This window comes from Neorhizobium sp. NPDC001467, from assembly GCF_050275975.1.
Lineage (GTDB): Bacteria > Pseudomonadota > Alphaproteobacteria > Rhizobiales > Rhizobiaceae > Neorhizobium.
The window spans coordinates 177,599-194,339 of record NZ_JBNNPS010000003.1; the positions used below are offsets into that span (position 1 = coordinate 177,599).

The 16,741-nt window shown below is 60.2% G+C and carries 19 protein-coding genes; 12 read left to right on the forward strand and 7 right to left on the reverse strand.

The window, feature by feature from the left end; genetic code table 11:
- The first annotated feature begins 173 nt into the window (after nt 1-173).
- Nucleotides 174-1,364 carry a cystathionine beta-lyase gene (locus ACQKKX_RS09335; RefSeq protein WP_427570352.1) on the forward strand — a complete coding sequence of 397 codons (1,191 nt, stop codon included), beginning with the start codon at nt 174-176 and terminating at the stop codon, nt 1,362-1,364.
- Here ACQKKX_RS09335 and ACQKKX_RS09340 read toward each other — a convergent pair whose 3' ends face one another.
- From ACQKKX_RS09340 to ACQKKX_RS09350, 3 genes are all read right to left on the reverse strand, one after another.
- A complete protein-coding gene (locus ACQKKX_RS09340; protein WP_427570353.1) occupies nt 1,365-2,534 on the reverse strand; it encodes an FAD-dependent monooxygenase in 1,170 nt (389 codons plus the stop codon). It lies immediately after the preceding gene.
- A 16-nt stretch (nt 2,535-2,550) separates the two neighbouring features.
- The gene (locus tag ACQKKX_RS09345) at nt 2,551-2,796 is read right to left on the reverse strand and encodes a zinc-finger domain-containing protein (protein WP_427570354.1); all 246 of its coding nucleotides are present in this window, start codon (nt 2,794-2,796) and stop codon (nt 2,551-2,553) included.
- A 113-nt stretch (nt 2,797-2,909) separates the two neighbouring features.
- On the reverse strand, nt 2,910-3,164 hold the full coding sequence (locus ACQKKX_RS09350; protein WP_427570355.1) for a hypothetical protein: 255 nt from the start codon (nt 3,162-3,164) through the stop codon (nt 2,910-2,912).
- A gap of 169 nt (nt 3,165-3,333) precedes the next feature.
- Here ACQKKX_RS09350 and ACQKKX_RS09355 point away from each other — a divergent pair, with 169 nt between their 5' ends.
- From ACQKKX_RS09355 to ACQKKX_RS09385, 7 genes are all read left to right on the forward strand, one after another.
- Nucleotides 3,334-4,110, forward strand: a complete 777-nt coding sequence (locus ACQKKX_RS09355; RefSeq protein ID WP_427570356.1) for an alpha/beta fold hydrolase — start codon at nt 3,334-3,336, stop codon at nt 4,108-4,110.
- A gap of 103 nt (nt 4,111-4,213) precedes the next feature.
- Complete coding sequence (gene cysE / locus ACQKKX_RS09360; RefSeq protein ID WP_427570357.1) at nt 4,214-5,038, forward strand: serine O-acetyltransferase; 825 nt, start codon at nt 4,214-4,216, stop codon at nt 5,036-5,038.
- Nucleotides 5,039-5,163: 125 nt separating this feature from the next.
- A complete protein-coding gene (locus tag ACQKKX_RS09365) occupies nt 5,164-5,367 on the forward strand; it encodes a DUF3126 family protein (protein WP_112731183.1) in 204 nt (67 codons plus the stop codon).
- A gap of 357 nt (nt 5,368-5,724) precedes the next feature.
- Entirely contained in the window at nt 5,725-6,078 is a 354-nt protein-coding gene (clpS, locus tag ACQKKX_RS09370) for an ATP-dependent Clp protease adapter ClpS (RefSeq protein ID WP_427570358.1), read from the forward strand.
- Between the two features lie 9 nt (nt 6,079-6,087).
- Complete coding sequence (gene clpA, locus ACQKKX_RS09375) at nt 6,088-8,625, forward strand: ATP-dependent Clp protease ATP-binding subunit ClpA (RefSeq protein ID WP_427570359.1); 2,538 nt, start codon at nt 6,088-6,090, stop codon at nt 8,623-8,625.
- A gap of 94 nt (nt 8,626-8,719) precedes the next feature.
- Nucleotides 8,720-9,457, forward strand: a complete 738-nt coding sequence (locus ACQKKX_RS09380; RefSeq protein WP_427570360.1) for an AzlC family ABC transporter permease — start codon at nt 8,720-8,722, stop codon at nt 9,455-9,457.
- Nucleotides 9,457-9,795 (forward strand): AzlD domain-containing protein, encoded by a 339-nt coding sequence (locus ACQKKX_RS09385; protein ID WP_427570361.1) that lies wholly within the window; start codon nt 9,457-9,459, stop codon nt 9,793-9,795. The genes ACQKKX_RS09380 and ACQKKX_RS09385 overlap by 1 nt, the downstream gene beginning before the upstream one ends.
- A 161-nt stretch (nt 9,796-9,956) precedes the next feature.
- Here the strand turns inward: ACQKKX_RS09385 and ACQKKX_RS09390 are convergent, their stop codons facing one another.
- Genes ACQKKX_RS09390 through ACQKKX_RS09405 form a run of 4 tightly spaced genes read right to left on the reverse strand, consistent with a single transcriptional unit; the run spans nt 9,957 to nt 12,853 of the window.
- Complete coding sequence (locus ACQKKX_RS09390) at nt 9,957-10,388, reverse strand: HIT family protein (protein ID WP_427570362.1); 432 nt, start codon at nt 10,386-10,388, stop codon at nt 9,957-9,959.
- Between the two features lie 50 nt (nt 10,389-10,438).
- Entirely contained in the window at nt 10,439-11,626 is a 1,188-nt protein-coding gene (locus tag ACQKKX_RS09395) for a GNAT family N-acetyltransferase (RefSeq protein ID WP_427570363.1), read from the reverse strand.
- Nucleotides 11,627-11,657: 31 nt separating this feature from the next.
- Entirely contained in the window at nt 11,658-12,386 is a 729-nt protein-coding gene (locus tag ACQKKX_RS09400; RefSeq protein ID WP_427570365.1) for a glycerophosphodiester phosphodiesterase, read from the reverse strand.
- The gene (locus tag ACQKKX_RS09405) at nt 12,383-12,853 is read right to left on the reverse strand and encodes a RidA family protein (RefSeq protein WP_427570366.1); all 471 of its coding nucleotides are present in this window, start codon (nt 12,851-12,853) and stop codon (nt 12,383-12,385) included. The genes ACQKKX_RS09400 and ACQKKX_RS09405 overlap by 4 nt, the downstream gene beginning before the upstream one ends.
- Nucleotides 12,854-12,966: 113 nt before the next feature.
- On the opposite strand from ACQKKX_RS09405, the gene ACQKKX_RS09410 reads away from it, so the two are divergent.
- The 4 genes from ACQKKX_RS09410 to tsf all read left to right on the forward strand — a co-directional run bounded on the left by ACQKKX_RS09410 (nt 12,967) and on the right by tsf (nt 16,734).
- Entirely contained in the window at nt 12,967-13,797 is an 831-nt protein-coding gene (locus tag ACQKKX_RS09410; protein ID WP_427570368.1) for a cell envelope integrity EipB family protein, read from the forward strand.
- A 94-nt stretch (nt 13,798-13,891) separates the two neighbouring features.
- Nucleotides 13,892-14,605 (forward strand): pentapeptide repeat-containing protein, encoded by a 714-nt coding sequence (locus ACQKKX_RS09415; protein ID WP_427570369.1) that lies wholly within the window; start codon nt 13,892-13,894, stop codon nt 14,603-14,605.
- Nucleotides 14,606-14,788: 183 nt separating this feature from the next.
- Nucleotides 14,789-15,562 (forward strand): 30S ribosomal protein S2, encoded by a 774-nt coding sequence (gene rpsB, locus ACQKKX_RS09420; protein WP_427570371.1) that lies wholly within the window; start codon nt 14,789-14,791, stop codon nt 15,560-15,562.
- 245 nt (nt 15,563-15,807) lie between these two features.
- Entirely contained in the window at nt 15,808-16,734 is a 927-nt protein-coding gene (gene tsf / locus ACQKKX_RS09425) for a translation elongation factor Ts (RefSeq protein WP_427570373.1), read from the forward strand.
- Nucleotides 16,735-16,741: the final 7 nt, after the last annotated feature.

A 16,741-nucleotide genomic window follows, 5' to 3' on the forward strand; every position in this document is an offset into this window, starting at 1 on the left:
AAACTGAGAATGTGCTCATTCGTTGAGCACAAGCTCAATATCTGGACGGCGGGTGCGCAAGCGCTAAGCTGTTGGCTACGCCTCAGCCTTTCGTCTCGACCGGCGCTTGACCCCCGTTGCAACTCTCTGCCAAAGTTTGCGTCACATCTTTGAATGAAAGCGGCGCGTTGGATATGACGAAAGACACTTTTTTGGACAATGCCGGACCAAACACGAAACTGGCCCATATCGGTTACGATCCGCGCGATTATCACGGTTTCGTAAACCCACCCGTGGTCCACGCCTCTACCGTTCTTTTTCCTGATTGCGCCACGATGGAGCGCCGCGGTCAGAAATATACCTATGGCACCCGTGGCACTACGACCACGGACGCGCTCTGCGCAGCCCTCGATCACCTGGAGGGCTCGGCCGGCACCGTTCTCGTTCCCTCGGGATTGGCGGCCATCAGCATTCCCTTTCTTGCCTATCTCTCGGCTGGCGATCATGCCTTGATCGTCGATTCGGTCTATGAGCCATGCCGTCACTTCTGCAACACGATGCTGACGCGGCTCGGCGTGGAGGTCGAATATTACGATCCCGAGATAGGCGCCGGCATAGAAGCGCTGATCCGTCCGAACACGAAACTGGTGCATACCGAGGCGCCGGGTTCGAACACGATGGAAATGCAGGATATCCGCGCCATCAGCGCGGCGGCGCATAAGCATGACTGTGTCGTGACGATGGACAATACCTGGGCGACGCCGCTCTATTTTCGGCCACTTGATTTTGGGGCGGACGTGTCCATCCATGCGACGACGAAATATCCGTCCGGCCATTCCGATATCGTCATGGGTTCCGTCTCAGCCAATGCCAGACACTGGCCAGCACTTCTGGCGGCGCATGGCGCGATGGGCATATGCGGCGCCCCGGACGATGCATACCAGATCCTGCGCGGCCTGCGCACCATGGGGGTGAGGCTCGATCATCACCGGAAAAGCGCGCTGGAGATTGCCCGCTGGCTGGAAAGTCGAGACGACGTCGCCAAGGTTCTGCATCCGGCATTGCCGAGTTTTCCCGGCCACGAGATCTGGAAGCGCGACTTCAAGGGATCCAGCGGGGTATTTTCCTTCGTGCTGAAGGTTGGCGAGCAGGCGGAATTCAAGCGGCGCTCGCATGCGTTTCTTGATACGCTGAAGCTGTTTGGTCTCGGCTATTCCTGGGGCGGCTATGAGAGCCTGGCCGTTGCGGTCAACCTGTCCGACCGCACGATCCGCAAGGCGCCGGCGGAAGGCCCGGTCATTCGCCTGCAGATCGGTCTGGAGGACGTGGCTGACATCAAGCGCGACCTTGAGGCCGGCTTTGCTGCTGCCGCATCCATCAGATAGTCAAGGATCGGCTGCGTCAAAGCCGTAGAGCCAGTCGAAGTCGCCGGCGAGCGATTGCGGCGACCGCATCGACAGGGCGAAATTGCGCGCCAGCCGGGCAGGGCCGCGGGCATGATAGACGAAACGGTTGAAGGCACCGCGAGCGCGCACCCGATCAACGCGTGCAGTGCGCTCCTGTTCGAAAGCGTTCAGCCGGTCAGCGATTGTCCCGGCCCGCGTCAGATGGTCGGCCAGGCGCGCCGCATCCTCGATCGCCATGGATGCGCCCTGGGCGGCGAAGGGCATCATTGCATGCGCTGCGTCGCCGATCAGGACTACCTTGCCTCCATTATGCCAGCGGCCGCGCGTAACCTCGCAGAGCGGCCAGAACGTGGCGTCTGCGGCCTCTGCCAGTAGCGCGCGGATTTGCGGGTGCCAGGCCGCGAACTGCCGCAAGAGTAGGTCGTGATGCCTGGCGCTTGCATCGGCCTGCCAGGTTTGGCCCGGGTTGGGGCCGGTGGAAATGGCAACGACATTGAAGCTGCCGGTCTCTCCGAGCGGATAGGAAACCAGATGCGCGCCCGGGCCCAGAAACGCCGTGACGGCATTGGCCTTCAATGCCGGCGGTGCCTTGGGCGACGCAACAGTGAGCCGCCAGGCAATATTGCCGGAAAAGATCGGTGCCGGCGCGCCGGGCACAAGGCCGCGCACTTTCGACCACACGCCGTCCGCACCGATCACTAGATCAGCAGGTTGGTGGGTGATGGCGGAAACAACGTCGAGCGCCGGGTTGTCGAGCGGCACACCAAGGTGAAGCCGGCAGAGCGGTTGTTGCTCGACCGCAGACAGAAGGGCGCGTTGCAGCGTTGCGCGGTGCAGGACGCCATAGGGCGCGCCCCATCGCTCACGCGCAAAGCGGCCGACCGGCACATGGGCGAGGTCGCGTAGCGACAGACCGGAACTAAGCGCGATGCGATCGGGTTCGTTCCAGCTCGGTTCGAGCGACTGCAGGATGCCGAGCTCTGCAAGGATACGCGAGGCATTCGGCGACACCTGCAAGCCCGCGCCGACTTCCTGCAGCCGGACCGCCCGCTCGATGATGTCGCAAGCGATACCGCGACGCGACAAAGCCAGAGCCGCTGTCAGGCCGGCGATGCCGGCGCCGACGATCGCGATCCTCTTCATGCTCATGGGCAAGGACCGAAGGTCACGCCGCCTTGACGTGGAAGACGCAGCCTGCCGGCTCGGTCTGATCGGCTTTCAGGGCCGGATTGTAGCGGTAAAGCGTCGAGCAGTAGGAGCAGACCTTCTCGTTGTCGTCGCCCATGTCGATATAGATATGGGGATGGTCGAACGGCACGTTGGCACCCGTGCACATGAATTCCTTGACGCCGATTTGGATCGTGGCGTGACCACCGTCGTTCTGGAAGTGAGGAATTGCATGCCCGGCCATGTTCGTCTCCGATCGATAGTTTGTGACGGACCATATAGCGAGGCCCGCCGAATGTGTAGGAAAAATTCCGGCGCTTTCCTGCGCGCCAGAGCGGCGTCAGGACACTTGCCGGCTCAGCGCCGAGGTTCTCCGCCAGGCGCGTAAACGGTCTTCTGCTCAAAGCGGAACTTGTGGCCGCAACGGCAGCGGATCATGTATTTGCGTGGATCGTTCGAGGCGAATTCGGTCATGAAGCCGGCCGGCATCTCGTCCACTGCGAAACCCGGCGTCTTGCGGCGCGGATCGTCATCCTCGGAAACCTCGGCATAACCGCTATGTCCGCATTGCGAGCATTCGAGCTTTCGGGAATATCGGTCGCGTGCAGCCAAGATCTGTCCTTTCGATTTGCCGCGCTTATAGACCGCGCGATCGCCATGATGAAGCGGAATTGCGCCCGTGCACTTGAAACTTGGGGCAAAAATCGCGTTTAAGCAGGGGCGGGCGGCTTCATGCGATAGGAGGCCGCGCGAAGCAAGAGACGCCCAGCCAGGATTTGCCATGAACCTCACCGCGCCCGCCTTTTCCCAGTTCGACCATGACGGTTTGAAAATCGCGTTCTTCGATAAGGGGGACCCGTCCGGCGATCCGGTGCTGCTGATCCACGGTTTCGCCTCGACTGCCACGGTCAACTGGGTGCATCCGGGCTGGCTGAAGACGCTCGGTGAGGCGGGCTACCGGGTTATCGCGCTCGACAATCGTGGTCATGGCGCAAGCGACAAGCCGCGCGATGCGGATGCCTATCGTCCCTGGCTCATGGCGACCGACGCGGTCGCACTGCTCGACCATCTGTGTATTTCCCGCGCCCACGTGATGGGCTATTCGATGGGCGCGCGCATTGCGACCTTCATGGCCCTTGCCGCTCCGCAGCGGGTTCGTTCGCTGGTTCTCGGTGGTCTGGGCATCGGCATGACCGACGGCGTGGGCGACTGGGACCCGATCGCCGACGCGCTCGTGGCGCCCGTGATCGCAGACATCAGTCACGATCGCGGCCGCATGTTCCGCATGTTCGCCGAACAGACGAAGAGCGACCGGCAAGCGCTGGCCGCCTGCATCCGGGGATCGCGCGATCTGGTCGAACGGGCCGAGATGGGCAGGATCGATGTTCCAACGCTGATCGGCGTCGGCACCAAGGACGACATCGCGGGATCGCCGCAGGAACTGGCGGCGCTGATGCCGAATGCACGGGCGCTCGATATCCCTAATCGCGATCACATGCTTGCCGTCGGCGACCGCGTGTTCAAAGCCGCCGTGCTGGAATTTTATGCCGGGCTGTGAATGGCGTTGATCCCTCGGTTCACCGGAATGCGTTTCCGCGGGCATTGGTATCGTCGCAAAGCTGTTCTATATTATAAGCGCCTGAAGAAACAAGGAAGTGCCCATGTCTGCACGTCACGAGGCTCTCCAGAAGGATCCCGTCGCCATGGTGGATCCGATCTGGGATACGCTGCGCCAGGAGGCCCGCGCCGGAGCGGACCATGATCCGCTTCTGGCGGCATTTCTCTATTCGACGGTGCTGAACCATCGCTCCCTGGAGGATTGCGTCATTCACCGGATCTGCGAGCGCCTTGACCATCCGGATCTCCAGGCCGTTCTGTTGCGACAGACATTCGAGGAAATGCTGGCGGACTGGCCGGAATGGGGCGGCATTCTGCGTGTCGACATCCAGGCCGTCTACGACCGCGATCCCGCGTGCCTGCGTTTCATCGAGGCGCTGCTGTATTTCAAGGGGTTTCATGCGCTGCAGACGCACCGCCTGGCGCACTGGCTGATGAACCGCGGCCGGCGCGATTACGCGCTTTATCTCCAGAGCCGTTCATCAAGCGTGTTCCAGACCGACATCAATCCCGGCGCACGCATCGGCAAGGGAATTTTCCTTGACCATGCCACGGGTCTCGTCGTCGGCGAAACCGCCGTCATCGGCGACAATGTGTCGATCCTGCACGGGGTTACGCTCGGCGGCACCGGCAAGGAAGGCGCCGACCGTCACCCCAAGATCGGGGATGGGGTGCTCATCGGGGCAGGCGCAAAAATCCTCGGCAATATCGAGATCGGCCATTGCTCCCGTATCGCCGCCGGCTCGGTCGTGCTCAAGCCCGTTCCGCATAACAGCACGGTGGCTGGCGTGCCCGCAAAGGTTGTCGGAACTGCCGGTTGCTCGGAGCCCTCGCGTGTCATGAACCAGATGTTGGTGGCCGAGGATTGACCCTTCGACCCGGTGCTCTATGTCGCCATTCTCGTTGCCGAGGATGGCGGGCGTTCCCGTCTTTACTTTTCCCGCCGAGCCATGCCAAAAGCGCCGCACCATGAACTGCAGACGGAGAAACGCCAGTGAAGCCGGACGAAATCAAGAAACTTGACGCCTATTTCAAGCGCGTTTTCAACCCGACCTTCGTGGTCAAGGCGCGCCCGCGCAAGGACGATTCGGCCGAAGTCTATGCCGGTGACGAGTTTCTCGGCGTCGTCTATGTGGACGATGAGGACGAGGAGCGTTCCTACAACTTCTCGATGGCGATCCTCGACGTCGATCTTTGATCGAGATGACATATCGGCCCTGAGGCCTACTTGATGAGGCGGGCTTCTGGCCCGCTTTTTCATTGGGCTGAACGGGCCGAAAGGTCGGCCCTGCGCAAGCCAGCGGGCGCATCTTTTATCGATGGATTGCCGTTCCTATATGACCGTGATCAGCGATATCCTTCGCTGTCGGGATGGATCTGATCGTGTCGTGCAGTCCCGCATTTTCGCCTCATCACCGTGTGCCGTTTGGAATTGTGATTGCGCCGGGCCGCGGAGGGCTTAAAATCCTTCGCGAATGAACTAAGTTAAGGGACCAACGTCTGGTTCGATCACCTCCCAAGGATCGGTTGCCGGACGACTGAGGAATAAAAGACGATGATCGCAGCGCCGATCTTTATGCAGGACGACAAGAACGGAAACGGCGACGACGGTAATCGGGGAACTTCGGTCATCACCCGAACGAAACCGAAGACCAAGAAGCCCAGTCTCTACCGTGTGCTTTTGCTGAATGACGACTACACCCCGATGGAGTTTGTCATTCATGTTCTGGAGCGTTTTTTCCAGAAGGATCTCGACGCGGCGACGCGCATCATGCTGCATGTACACAACCACGGCGTGGGCGAATGCGGAGTGTTCACGTATGAGGTCGCAGAGACCAAGGTAAGTCAGGTCATGGATTTCGCCCGACAGCATCAGCATCCGCTGCAATGTGTTATGGAAAAGAAGTGAGGTAACGCCGTGCCAACATTTTCGCCTAGTCTCGAAAAGGCGCTGCATCAGGCACTGACCTTCGCCAATGAGCGGCACCACGAATATGCAACGCTGGAGCATCTGCTCCTGGCGCTGATCGACGATTCCGATGCGGCGGCTGTCATGGGCGCATGCAATGTCAATCTGGACAACCTTCGCAAGACGGTGTCCGATTACGTCGATAACGAACTGGCCAACCTTGTCACCGGTTACGACGAGGATTCTAAACCCACATCCGGCTTCCAGCGCGTCATCCAGCGCGCCGTCATTCACGTCCAGTCTTCCGGCCGTGAGGAAGTGACCGGTGCCAACGTGCTCGTCGCGATCTTTGCCGAGCGCGAAAGCCACGCCGCCTTCTTCCTGCAGGAGCAGGAAATGACGCGGTACGATGCCGTCAATTACATCAGCCACGGCATCGGCAAGCGACCGGGTGCGTCGCAGACGCGCACGCCGCGTGGCGCCGAGGAAGGCGATGCGGATGCAAAATCCTCATCTTCGCGCGGCGAGGCCGAGGATGGCGCTACCAAGAAGCCCGCCGATGCGCTGAAGGCCTATTGCGTCAACCTGAACGACAAGGCCAAGGACGGCCGCATCGATCCGCTGATCGGTCGCCATTCCGAGGTCAACCGTACGATCCAGGTGCTTTGCCGCCGCTCCAAGAACAACCCACTTTATGTGGGTGATCCGGGCGTCGGCAAGACGGCGATCGCCGAAGGCCTCGCCAAGCGTATCGTTGAAGGCAAGGTGCCGGAAGCGCTCGCCGATGCGACGATCTTTTCGCTCGACATGGGCACGCTGCTCGCCGGCACCCGTTATCGCGGTGATTTTGAGGAACGCCTGAAGCAGGTCGTCAAGGAACTCGAAGAGTTTCCGGGCGCGGTCCTGTTCATCGACGAAATCCACACCGTGATTGGTGCGGGTGCGACGTCGGGCGGCGCCATGGATGCGTCCAACCTGTTGAAGCCGGCTCTGTCCTCGGGTCAGATCCGCTGCATCGGTTCGACCACCTACAAGGAATATCGCCAGTTCTTCGAAAAGGACCGGGCTCTGGTGCGTCGTTTCCAGAAGATCGACGTCAATGAACCGTCGATCGACGATGCGATCGAGATCATGAAGGGCCTGAAACCCTATTTCGAAGAATACCACAAGCTGCGTTATACCAACGAGGCGATCAAGGCGGCTGTCGAGCTTTCGGCCCGCTATATCTCCGACCGCAAGCTGCCGGACAAGGCGATCGACGTGATCGACGAGACCGGTGCGGCGCAGATGCTGCTGACCGCTTCCAAGCGCCGCAAGCTGATCACCGAGAAGGAAATCGAGGCGACGATCGCCACGATGGCCCGCATTCCGGCAAAGACGGTTTCCAAGGATGACGAGATGGTTCTCGCCAACCTTGAAAAGGAACTGCGTTCCGTCGTCTACGGTCAGGACAAGGCGATCGAGGCGCTGTCGACGGCGATCAAGCTGGCGCGTGCAGGTCTGCGCGAACCGAACAAGCCGATCGGCTCCTACGTCTTCTCCGGCCCGACCGGCGTCGGCAAGACGGAAGTCGCCAAGCAGCTTGCCTCGTCGCTCGGCGTGGAAATGCAGCGCTTCGACATGTCGGAATATATGGAACGCCACACAGTCTCGCGACTGCTCGGCGCACCTCCCGGTTATGTCGGCTTCGACCAGGGCGGTCTTTTGACCGATGGCGTCGACCAGCACCCGCATTCCGTGGTCCTGCTCGACGAAATCGAGAAGGCGCATCCGGATATCTATAATATCCTGCTGCAGGTCATGGACCACGGTTCGCTGACCGACCATAACGGCAAGAAGATCGATTTCCGTAACGTTATCCTGATCATGACGACCAATGCGGGCGCATCGGAAATGGCTAAGGCCGCCATTGGCTTCGGTTCCTCCAAACGCACTGGTGAGGATGAAGAGGCATTGAACCGCCTGTTCACGCCGGAATTCCGCAACCGTCTCGATGCGATCATTCCATTCGCACCGTTGCCGACGGAAGTCATCCATCAGGTCGTCCAGAAGTTCGTGATGCAACTGGAGACCCAGCTGTCGGAGCGCAATGTCACCTTCGACCTGCATCAGGATGCGATCGCCTGGCTGGCCGAAAAGGGCTATGACGAAAAGATGGGTGCACGGCCACTGTCGCGTGTCATCCAGGAGCATATCAAGAAGCCGCTCGCCAACGAGATCCTGTTCGGCAAGCTGCGCAAGGGTGGTGTGGTCAATGTCACGGTTGGCAAGGACGACGACGGCAAGAACACGCTGAAGCTCGAATGCATTCCGGAGGCCGTGCCGGTAAAGCCGAAGCCAGAGGCTGAGGTAAAGGAAGCGGCCGAAGAGGTAAAGGGCAAGGTTTCGAAGCCGAAGACAGCCAAGAAGTCCGAGCCGAAAGCCAAGGGCGGCAGTGCTGCAAAGGCGCAGACCATGGATGACGGAGACGTCATCGCCGAAGAAAAACCGGTTAAGGCGGCACCGAGAAAGACGAGCGTCGTTCCGAAAGTGCCCAAGAAGAAATAGGGCGTTTCATTGACCATCGAATGATTGCGATGCCGGGCTTGTCCCGGCATCGTCGTTTTTGTACTCCGGTTGATGAATGATAACCGGACAACTCATGTCTTCACCTCGCGGTAATCTCGGCTGGTTCCTCACCGGCATGCGCGGCATTCTTTCCTTGCCCGCCTTCATCCTGATGACCTCCTATGTCGGCTTCAGCGCCTTTGCGCTGGAATCGGGCCTAACGCGGGGTGAGGCGGTCGCCATGACGCTCGCCATCTGGGCCTTACCGGCGCAGATGATTCTGGTCGGCAGCATGCTGGGCGGTGCCCATATTGCTGCCTCCTTCATTGCCGTGACACTGTCTTCGATCCGCATGATGCCGATGGTGGCGTCGATCATGCCGGAGATGCGTGCCAAGAGGACGCCGCTGCCTGTCCTGCTCTTCGTCTCGCATTTCATCGCCATCACATCTTGGGTGTTTGCCTCGCGGCATTTGCGCGACGTGCCGCGCGACCACCGCGTCGCGTTTTTCGCCGGTTTTGGCATGACGCTGACGCTGACCAACACACTGATCGTTGGTGTGAGTTACGGCGTTGTTTCCCAGTTTCCGCCGGTCATCGCCGGTGCGCTGTTCATGCTGACGCCGGTCTATTTCATCTCGTCTCTGTGGGCGAGTGCGGTGCAGCCGGTGGTGAAGCTGGCCTTCGTCATCGGTATCGTGGCCGGGCCGGCGCTGGCGCTGGTGGTGCCTGGACTGGATGTATTGGTCGCGGGCATCGGCGGCGGCACGGTCGCTTATCTGATCGATCGGCATCGGCGTCGCAAGGCGCCGGCCAGGTCGGAGGCCGTCTGATGGCGGATGGCTGGTGGACCTATGTGGTCATCATCGTTGCCGGTTTTCTGGCGACCGATATGTGGCGCTGGATGGGCGTGCTGATCGGCCATCGGCTGAACGAGGATTCCGAAGCGCTCTATTGGGTGAGGGCGGTGGCGACCGCGCTCGTCATGGCGGTGACGGCCAAGCTCATCGTATTCCCGACCGGCACGCTCGCCAATTCACCTCTTTGGCTTCGTCTGGCGGCAGCCGGCATCGGTTTTGCGGTTTTTCTCGCGACGGGAAAAAGAGTGGCGGTCGGCGTGCTGGTGCCGATCGCCATCCTCATTGCGGGATTGTTGTTCCTGCAGCCGTAGAGGCATGCAGCAGTGCCCGCCTCAAACTGCCGACAAAGGTCGAAAACCTATCCGCCGTCATCCTCGCGCCTGTCCCGAGGATCTGCAGCTGCTGATATCGTTGACGCGGTTAGATCCTCGGCACAAGGCCGAGGATGACGTATTCCCCGGATGGCTCTCTATCAGTTTCCGAGTTCGCCGATGATCTTTTCGGCGTTGGTGGCAAGCACGTCGCCGTCTTCCATCTTGCCGGAATGCGGTTTCAGAGCCGCACCCTGGTGGCGCGGGATGATGTGGAAATGCAGGTGGAACACGGTCTGCCCGGCAGCCGGTTCGTTGAACTGGGCGATAAAGACGCCATCCGCATCGAAGGCGTCCTTGGCAGCGCGGGCAATCTTCTGGACGACCGCGATTGTTTTCGCGAGCACGGCCGGATCGGCATCCAGCATGTTGCGCGACGGTTTTTTCGGCACCACAAGCACATGGCCCGGCGCCTGCGGCATCACGTCCATGAAGGCCAGCGTATCGGCATCTTCATAGACGCGGTGGCAGGGGATCTCGCCGCGCAGGATCTTTGCAAAGATATTGCCGTCGTCATAGGCGATGCCGCTCATGGATAAATCCTCTCTTTGGATGCGTTTGGTAGGGTGCGCCTGGTCGCGCTTCAGTCTTGTTCCTGTCGCTCGCCTTTGCGGAACGGGCTGTGTTCGGTGAGGTAACCGCTCATTTCCTCAACGTCACGCCGTTCGCGCTCGAGATAGTGGGCAACGGCGTTTCGAAGCCCTGGATGGGCGATGTAATGGGCGGAATGGGTGGTGACGGGAAGATAACCACGCGCCAGCTTGTGTTCGCCCTGTGCGCCGGCTTCAACCCGCTTCAGGCCCTTTGCCAGCGCAAAATCGATGGCCTGATGATAGCAGACTTCGAAATGCAGGAAGGGGTGATCCTCGATACAGCCCCAGTGGCGGCCGTAGAGTGCGTCCTGGCCGATAAAATTGATGGCGCCGGCAATGTATCTGCCTTCGCGCTTTGCCATCACGAGCAGGATGTCGTCGGGCATGCGCTCGCCGATCAGCGAATAAAAATTTCGGTTTAGGTAAGGGCGGCCCCATTTGCGGCCGCCTGTATCCATGTAGAAAGCGAAAAACTGGTCCCAGATCTCTTCCGTCAAATCCGAGCCGGTCAGCCAGTCGATGCTGATGCCGTTTTCCAGTGCGGCGCGCCGTTCCTTTTTCAGGTCCTTGCGCTTGCGGGACGACAATGTGTCCAGAAAGGCCGCATGATCGGGATAGCCGTTGTTGATGAAATGAAACTGCTGGTCGGTACGGTGCAGATAACCGTCATCCTCCAGCGCCGCTAGTTCTTCCTCGCGCACGAAGGTGACATGGGCGGATGAAATGCCGAGCTGGCGCGTGACTTCCTGCAAACCGGCCGCCAGCGTGTCCTGCACCACGTCGGCGTCATACCCTTCGGCAGTTAAGAGACGCGGGCCGGTAGCAGGTGTGAAGGGCACGGTGCATTGCAGTTTGGGGTAATATTGGCCGCCAGCGCGCTCGAAAGCGTCGGCCCAGCCGTGGTCGAACACGTATTCTCCCTGGCTATGGCTTTTCAGATAGCCGGGAATGGCGCCGATCAGTTTTCCGCCTTCGGTTTCCAGCAGGAGGTGATGGCCGTGCCAGCCGGTCTTGGCGGTTGCCGAGCCAGATTCTTCTAAAGCCGAAAGATAGGCGTGGGAGAGAAAGGGATTGTAAGGCAGGGTGCCGCCCCGGTGGGTTCCGGAGAGACGCGACCAGCCCTGAGGGCTGATCGCCTTGAACGCGTTTTCGATGCGGATCGTAAGATTTCCGGTCATGCGTCTCTTTTGGCGGCAGGAGGTCTGCCTTCTAGCGGGAGGAAGTCTCCCTCGGGTCGAAACCCTCGAACGTCATCTGGTCAGCATGTTTATAGGTATGTTCGCGCGCCATTTCATCCCTCACCGTCCAGGTGATGATCGGAATGCCGGCTTTTTGCTGGGCCGTGATAAAAGTGTTGGGCAGGTGCGGCCAGTGGTACGAAATGAAATCCAGCCCGAGATGGATGGCATCGTCGTGCTTGAAGAAATCATCCGGCTTGTCGCCCATGGCGGTGAGGCCGAGCGGGTAGGGTGCCTCGACACGCTTCAGGTCGCGCAGGATGTGGTGGTCGAAGCTCATCAGGGCGACTTTGCCCTTGTAGCCTTCCAGCACGTCCAGAACGGCCTCGACAAAACCGTCATCCAGCTCGGCGGTGCGGCCCTTGATCTCGATGACGAGAGGGACGCGGCCATTTACCAGCGCTAGCATCTGCTTTAGCGTCGGGATACGGTCCTTGGTGCCGCCGATCGACAGCATGCCGAGTTCCGCCGCGGTGCGCTCACGCACATCGCCAGAAATGCCGCACAGCCGGTCAAGCGTGTCGTCGTGGAAAACCATGACTTCGCTGTCTGCGGAAAGCTGCAGGTCGCATTCGATAGCGAAACCGGCTGCCGCCGCCCGCTCGAAGGCGGACAGCGTGTTTTCCCAGATCTGGTTGTTCATGTCGTGGTAGCCGCGATGGGCGACCGGCAGTTCCTTGATCCAGGTGGCCGAAGTCATACGTCGATCTCGATGATGGCCTCGATTTCAACGGCGGCGTTGAGCGGCAGCGCTGCCATGCCCACGGCGGCGCGGGCGTGCTTGCCGGCTTCGCCGAGAACATTGGCAATCAGGTTCGACGCGCCATTGGTGACGATATGCTGGTCGGTGAAGCCGGGAGCAGACGCAACGAAGCTCGAGAGCTTGACGACGCGCTTGATCTTGCCGAGATCGCCGCCAAGCGCTGCCTTGGCCTGGGAAAGAATATTGATTGCGCAGAGTTCGGCGGCGCGGCTGGCGGTCGCGACATCGACGTCCTGTCCGACAAGGCCCTTGATCTCAAGTTTGCCATCTTCAGTCGGCAACTGGCCGGAAATGTAAAGCAGGTTGCCGCTGATGACGTAGGATACGTAATTGGCGGCAGGGGCTGCTGCGACAGGCAGGGTAATCCCAAGTTCGGTCAGGCGGCTTTCGATGGCATCGGACATTATGGTCTCCGGCTTTTGTTGTAATATGAGCAGAAATCCTGCATGCAGGACGATAAGCATTACTCGATGGCGTTCTTATAACAATGCGCCACCGTTCCGATAGGAGAGATTGGATGTTTCGCTTGACGCTGGGGCTGGCATTCACGGCGGCAATGATGGCGTCTACCGCGACATCGGCCGCCGCCGGCGCCGAAGGCGCACGGGCGCTGATCCCGCATCGGGCCGTCTACGATCTCAAGCTCAAGGATGTGTCGGAGCGTTCCGGCATTGAGGGCATGTATGGCCGCATGGTCTATGAGTTTACCGGTTCCGCCTGCAGCGGATTCACCACGAATTTCCGATTCGTCACCAAGACCGACACTGGTGAAGACCAGCGCACCACGGACCAGCAGACGACGACGTTCGAGAATGCCGATCTCAAGGAATTCCGTTTCGAAACGAAGTCGTTCACCGACGAGCAGCTCGACAAGCAGGTCCGCGGCGAGGCGACCAATGTCTCGACGGGCGTCAAGGTGGCATTGCAGAAGCCGGATGCGCGCGAACTGGACCTGACGCCGAGCCAGTTCCCCACCCAGCACATGCTGGAAGTGCTCGACAACGCACGCAAGGGCAAACGGTTCTTCGAAGCGCGGATTTTCGATGGTTCGGAAGACGGGGACAAAAGCCTTCTGACGTCCACGGTCGTCGGCAAGAAGCAGACGCCTGCGGCCGATGACAGCGATGCCGGACAGGCCGGTGAGTTTTCCAAACAGGCCTATTGGCCGGTCACGATCGCCTATTTCAACGATGGTGGCACCGGTGATGGCGTTCCGGTCTATCGCATGTCTTTCAAGCTTTATGACAACGGCATCACACGTGATCTGACCATGGATTACGGGGATTTCGTCCTGACTGGCCAACTCGCCAAGCTGGAAGTGCTCGATCGCGCCACCGACTGCAAATAAATCGGGGCTTAATCGCTCCGCAGTGGTGACGTCGCCTAGCGGCTATCCCATATATCGTGAAAGGCTTTCTCAAACGCTTGGGAATTCGAAAACGATGTATCGGCAGTCAGGTCTTTTTTCCGGTTTTGTGCTGGCGGCGCTTCTTGCCGGCGCAGCCAGCTTTGCGTCCTCTTCGGCCAGTGCCGCGGGCAGTTGCGGTTCGTCGCCGGCCGCCAGTGTCGATTGGAGCGGATGCGTCAAGAAGAACCTGATGATGTCGGGGAACGACTTTCAGGGCGCCAACCTGTCTGAAGCCGATTTTTCCATGACCGATCTCAGAAACAACAACCTGACTGGCGCCAACCTTCAGAAGACCCGGATCATCCGGGCATGGTTTACGGGCTCAACCGCCAATAAGGCCGATTTTTCGCGCGCCGAGGGCTACCGCGCCGGTCTGCAGAATATTTCCGCCGAGGGCGCGAGCTTCGAATCTGCGGAACTGCAACGTGCAAACTTCAACGGATCCAGACTGGCAGGGGCAAATTTCGAGAAAGCCGAGATCGGACGCGCTTCCTTCGATGGAACCGACCTGACGGGTGCCGATTTCACGCTCGCCAACCTGTCGCGGGCGGACCTGAGTGCGGCGACATTTTCCAGGCCGCCACGATTCGACCGTGCCTTCATGTTCCTGACGCGGATCGAGGGGCTGGACCTGTCGGGCGCAACCGACTTGGCGCAGTCGCAGATTGATCTTGCCTGCGGTGACGCGGCCACCAAACTGCCGGCTGGTTTGCACGCATCGGCCGAATGGCCTTGCCCCAAGGACTGAGCCTATCCCATCTTTTTTGAGCCTTCGCCTTGATCTCAAGGGCGAAGCGCTGTATGGGCACCACCATTCCACACGTAAGGCTTGGGATCGTCCGGGAGAAATCCGGCCGGTTCCGCCCGGTGGCATTCCTGAATGGGATGCTGTTCGCCTTGCGGAGGTTCAACCGGAAAAGGATAACTAGGCATGGCATTGCCCGATTTCTCCATGCGTCAGCTTCTCGAAGCAGGCGTCCACTTCGGCCACCAGACTCACCGCTGGAACCCGAAGATGAAGCCGTACATTTTCGGCGATCGTAACAACATCCACATCATCGACCTCGCGCAGACCGTTCCCATGCTGTCGCGCGCCCTGCAGGTCATCTCGGACACCGTTGCCCGTGGCGGCCGCGTTCTGTTCGTTGGCACCAAGCGTCAGGCTTCCGAGCTGATCGCCGACTCGGCCAAGCGTTCTGCCCAGTACTACGTCAACTCGCGTTGGCTCGGCGGCATGATGACCAACTGGAAGACCATCTCGAACTCGATCGCCCGTCTGCGCAAGCTCGACGAGATCCTGTCTTCGGAACAGTCCGGCTACAACAAGAAAGAGCGCCTGAACCTTGAGCGCGAACGCGAGAAGCTTGAAAAGGCTCTCGGCGGTATCCGCGACATGGGCGGCACCCCGGACCTGATGGTGATCATCGACACCAACAAGGAAAAGATCGCCATCGACGAAGCCAAGCGCCTGGGTATCCCGGTCGTCGCCATCATCGACTCGAACTGCGATCCGGACCTGATCGACTACCCGATCCCGGGCAATGACGACGCCTCGCGCGCCATCTCGCTCTATTGCGACCTGATCGCCCGCGCTGCCATCGACGGCATTGCCCGCCAGCAGGGCGCTTCGGGCCGTGACCTCGGCGGCATGGCTGAAGCTCCGATCGAGCCGGCTCTCGAAGGCGAAGCCGAAGCTCAGGCTTAATCGTCTGGGACGGAGCGGCAAGACCGCTCCATCTTTTCGAATTCGTCCAAGGCCAGAGATCCCAATCCCTGGCCTTGGCCGTTTAAGGGCCTGTCCTCCCGCATGCATAACTTCTGCGGTCGAGACGGCGGGCCAGTGATGATCTTCATCACCCTGTCATACTTCCGGGTACATTCGTTCCCAAAACCTTGAGTTCGCCGAGGTTTTTCCGGCGGCACGCAACTCGAACCGACAAGAGGCTCACAATGGCTGAAATCACCGCTGCACTGGTGAAGGAACTGCGCGAAAAGTCCGGCGCAGGCATGATGGACTGCAAGAAGGCGCTGACCGAAAACGACGGCGACATCGAAGCGGCAATCGACTGGCTGCGCGCCAAGGGCATCGCCAAGGCCGACAAGAAGTCGGGCCGTACGGCTGCTGAAGGCCTGATCGGCGTTGCATCTAATGGCACCAAGGCTGTTGTTGTTGAAGTCAACTCCGAAACCGACTTCGTTGCCCGTAACGACGCCTTCCAGACCATGGTTCGCGGCATTGCCGACGTGGCGCTCACCACCGACGGCACCGTTGAAGCCGTTGGCGCCGCTTCCTACCCGGCGACCGGCAAGTCGGTTACCGACACCATCAAGGACGCTGTTGCGACCATCGGCGAAAACATGAACCTGCGTCGTTCGGCGGCTCTCGAAGTCGAAGACGGCGTTGTCGCCACCTACATCCACAACGCTGCTGCCGACCGTCTCGGCAAGCTCGGCGTTCTGGTTGCCCTGAAGTCGACCGGCGACAAGGATGCCCTCAACGCCATCGGCCGTCAGGTTGCCATGCACATTGCTGCAACGGCTCCGCTCGCCATCCGTTCGGAAGAAGTCGATCCTGCCGTCGCCGAGCGCGAGCGCAACGTGTTCATCGAGCAGTCGCGCGAGAGCGGCAAGCCGGAAGCCATTATCGAAAAGATGGTCGAAGGCCGCATGCGCAAGTTCTTCGAGGAAGTCGCTCTTCTGTCGCAGGCTTTCGTCATCAACCCTGACCTCACCGTCGGCGAAGCCGTCAAGGCTGCCGAAAAGGAAGTCGGCGCTCCGATCGAAGTCACCGGCATGGCCCGCCTGCTGCTGGGCGACGGCATCGAGAAGGAAGAGACCGATTTCGCGGCCGAAGTCGCAGCCGTTTCCAAGGGCTGATATCTCT

What these genes read in the sequence shown, in the direction of transcription:
- ACQKKX_RS09335 (WP_427570352.1), top strand. Translation starts at nt 174, where the DNA reads ATGACGAAAGACACTTTTTTGGACAATGCCGGACCAAACACGAAACTG.
- ACQKKX_RS09340 (WP_427570353.1), bottom strand. Translation starts at nt 2,534, where the DNA reads ATGAGCATGAAGAGGATCGCGATCGTCGGCGCCGGCATCGCCGGCCTG.
- ACQKKX_RS09345 (WP_427570354.1), bottom strand. Translation starts at nt 2,796, where the DNA reads ATGGCCGGGCATGCAATTCCTCACTTCCAGAACGACGGTGGTCACGCC.
- ACQKKX_RS09355 (WP_427570356.1), top strand. Translation starts at nt 3,334, where the DNA reads ATGAACCTCACCGCGCCCGCCTTTTCCCAGTTCGACCATGACGGTTTG.
- cysE (WP_427570357.1), top strand. Translation starts at nt 4,214, where the DNA reads ATGTCTGCACGTCACGAGGCTCTCCAGAAGGATCCCGTCGCCATGGTG.
- clpS (WP_427570358.1), top strand. Translation starts at nt 5,725, where the DNA reads ATGATCGCAGCGCCGATCTTTATGCAGGACGACAAGAACGGAAACGGC.
- ACQKKX_RS09380 (WP_427570360.1), top strand. Translation starts at nt 8,720, where the DNA reads ATGTCTTCACCTCGCGGTAATCTCGGCTGGTTCCTCACCGGCATGCGC.
- ACQKKX_RS09385 (WP_427570361.1), top strand. Translation starts at nt 9,457, where the DNA reads ATGGCGGATGGCTGGTGGACCTATGTGGTCATCATCGTTGCCGGTTTT.
- ACQKKX_RS09390 (WP_427570362.1), bottom strand. Translation starts at nt 10,388, where the DNA reads ATGAGCGGCATCGCCTATGACGACGGCAATATCTTTGCAAAGATCCTG.
- ACQKKX_RS09395 (WP_427570363.1), bottom strand. Translation starts at nt 11,626, where the DNA reads ATGACCGGAAATCTTACGATCCGCATCGAAAACGCGTTCAAGGCGATC.
- ACQKKX_RS09400 (WP_427570365.1), bottom strand. Translation starts at nt 12,386, where the DNA reads ATGACTTCGGCCACCTGGATCAAGGAACTGCCGGTCGCCCATCGCGGC.
- ACQKKX_RS09405 (WP_427570366.1), bottom strand. Translation starts at nt 12,853, where the DNA reads ATGTCCGATGCCATCGAAAGCCGCCTGACCGAACTTGGGATTACCCTG.
- ACQKKX_RS09410 (WP_427570368.1), top strand. Translation starts at nt 12,967, where the DNA reads ATGTTTCGCTTGACGCTGGGGCTGGCATTCACGGCGGCAATGATGGCG.
- ACQKKX_RS09415 (WP_427570369.1), top strand. Translation starts at nt 13,892, where the DNA reads ATGTATCGGCAGTCAGGTCTTTTTTCCGGTTTTGTGCTGGCGGCGCTT.
- rpsB (WP_427570371.1), top strand. Translation starts at nt 14,789, where the DNA reads ATGGCATTGCCCGATTTCTCCATGCGTCAGCTTCTCGAAGCAGGCGTC.
- tsf (WP_427570373.1), top strand. Translation starts at nt 15,808, where the DNA reads ATGGCTGAAATCACCGCTGCACTGGTGAAGGAACTGCGCGAAAAGTCC.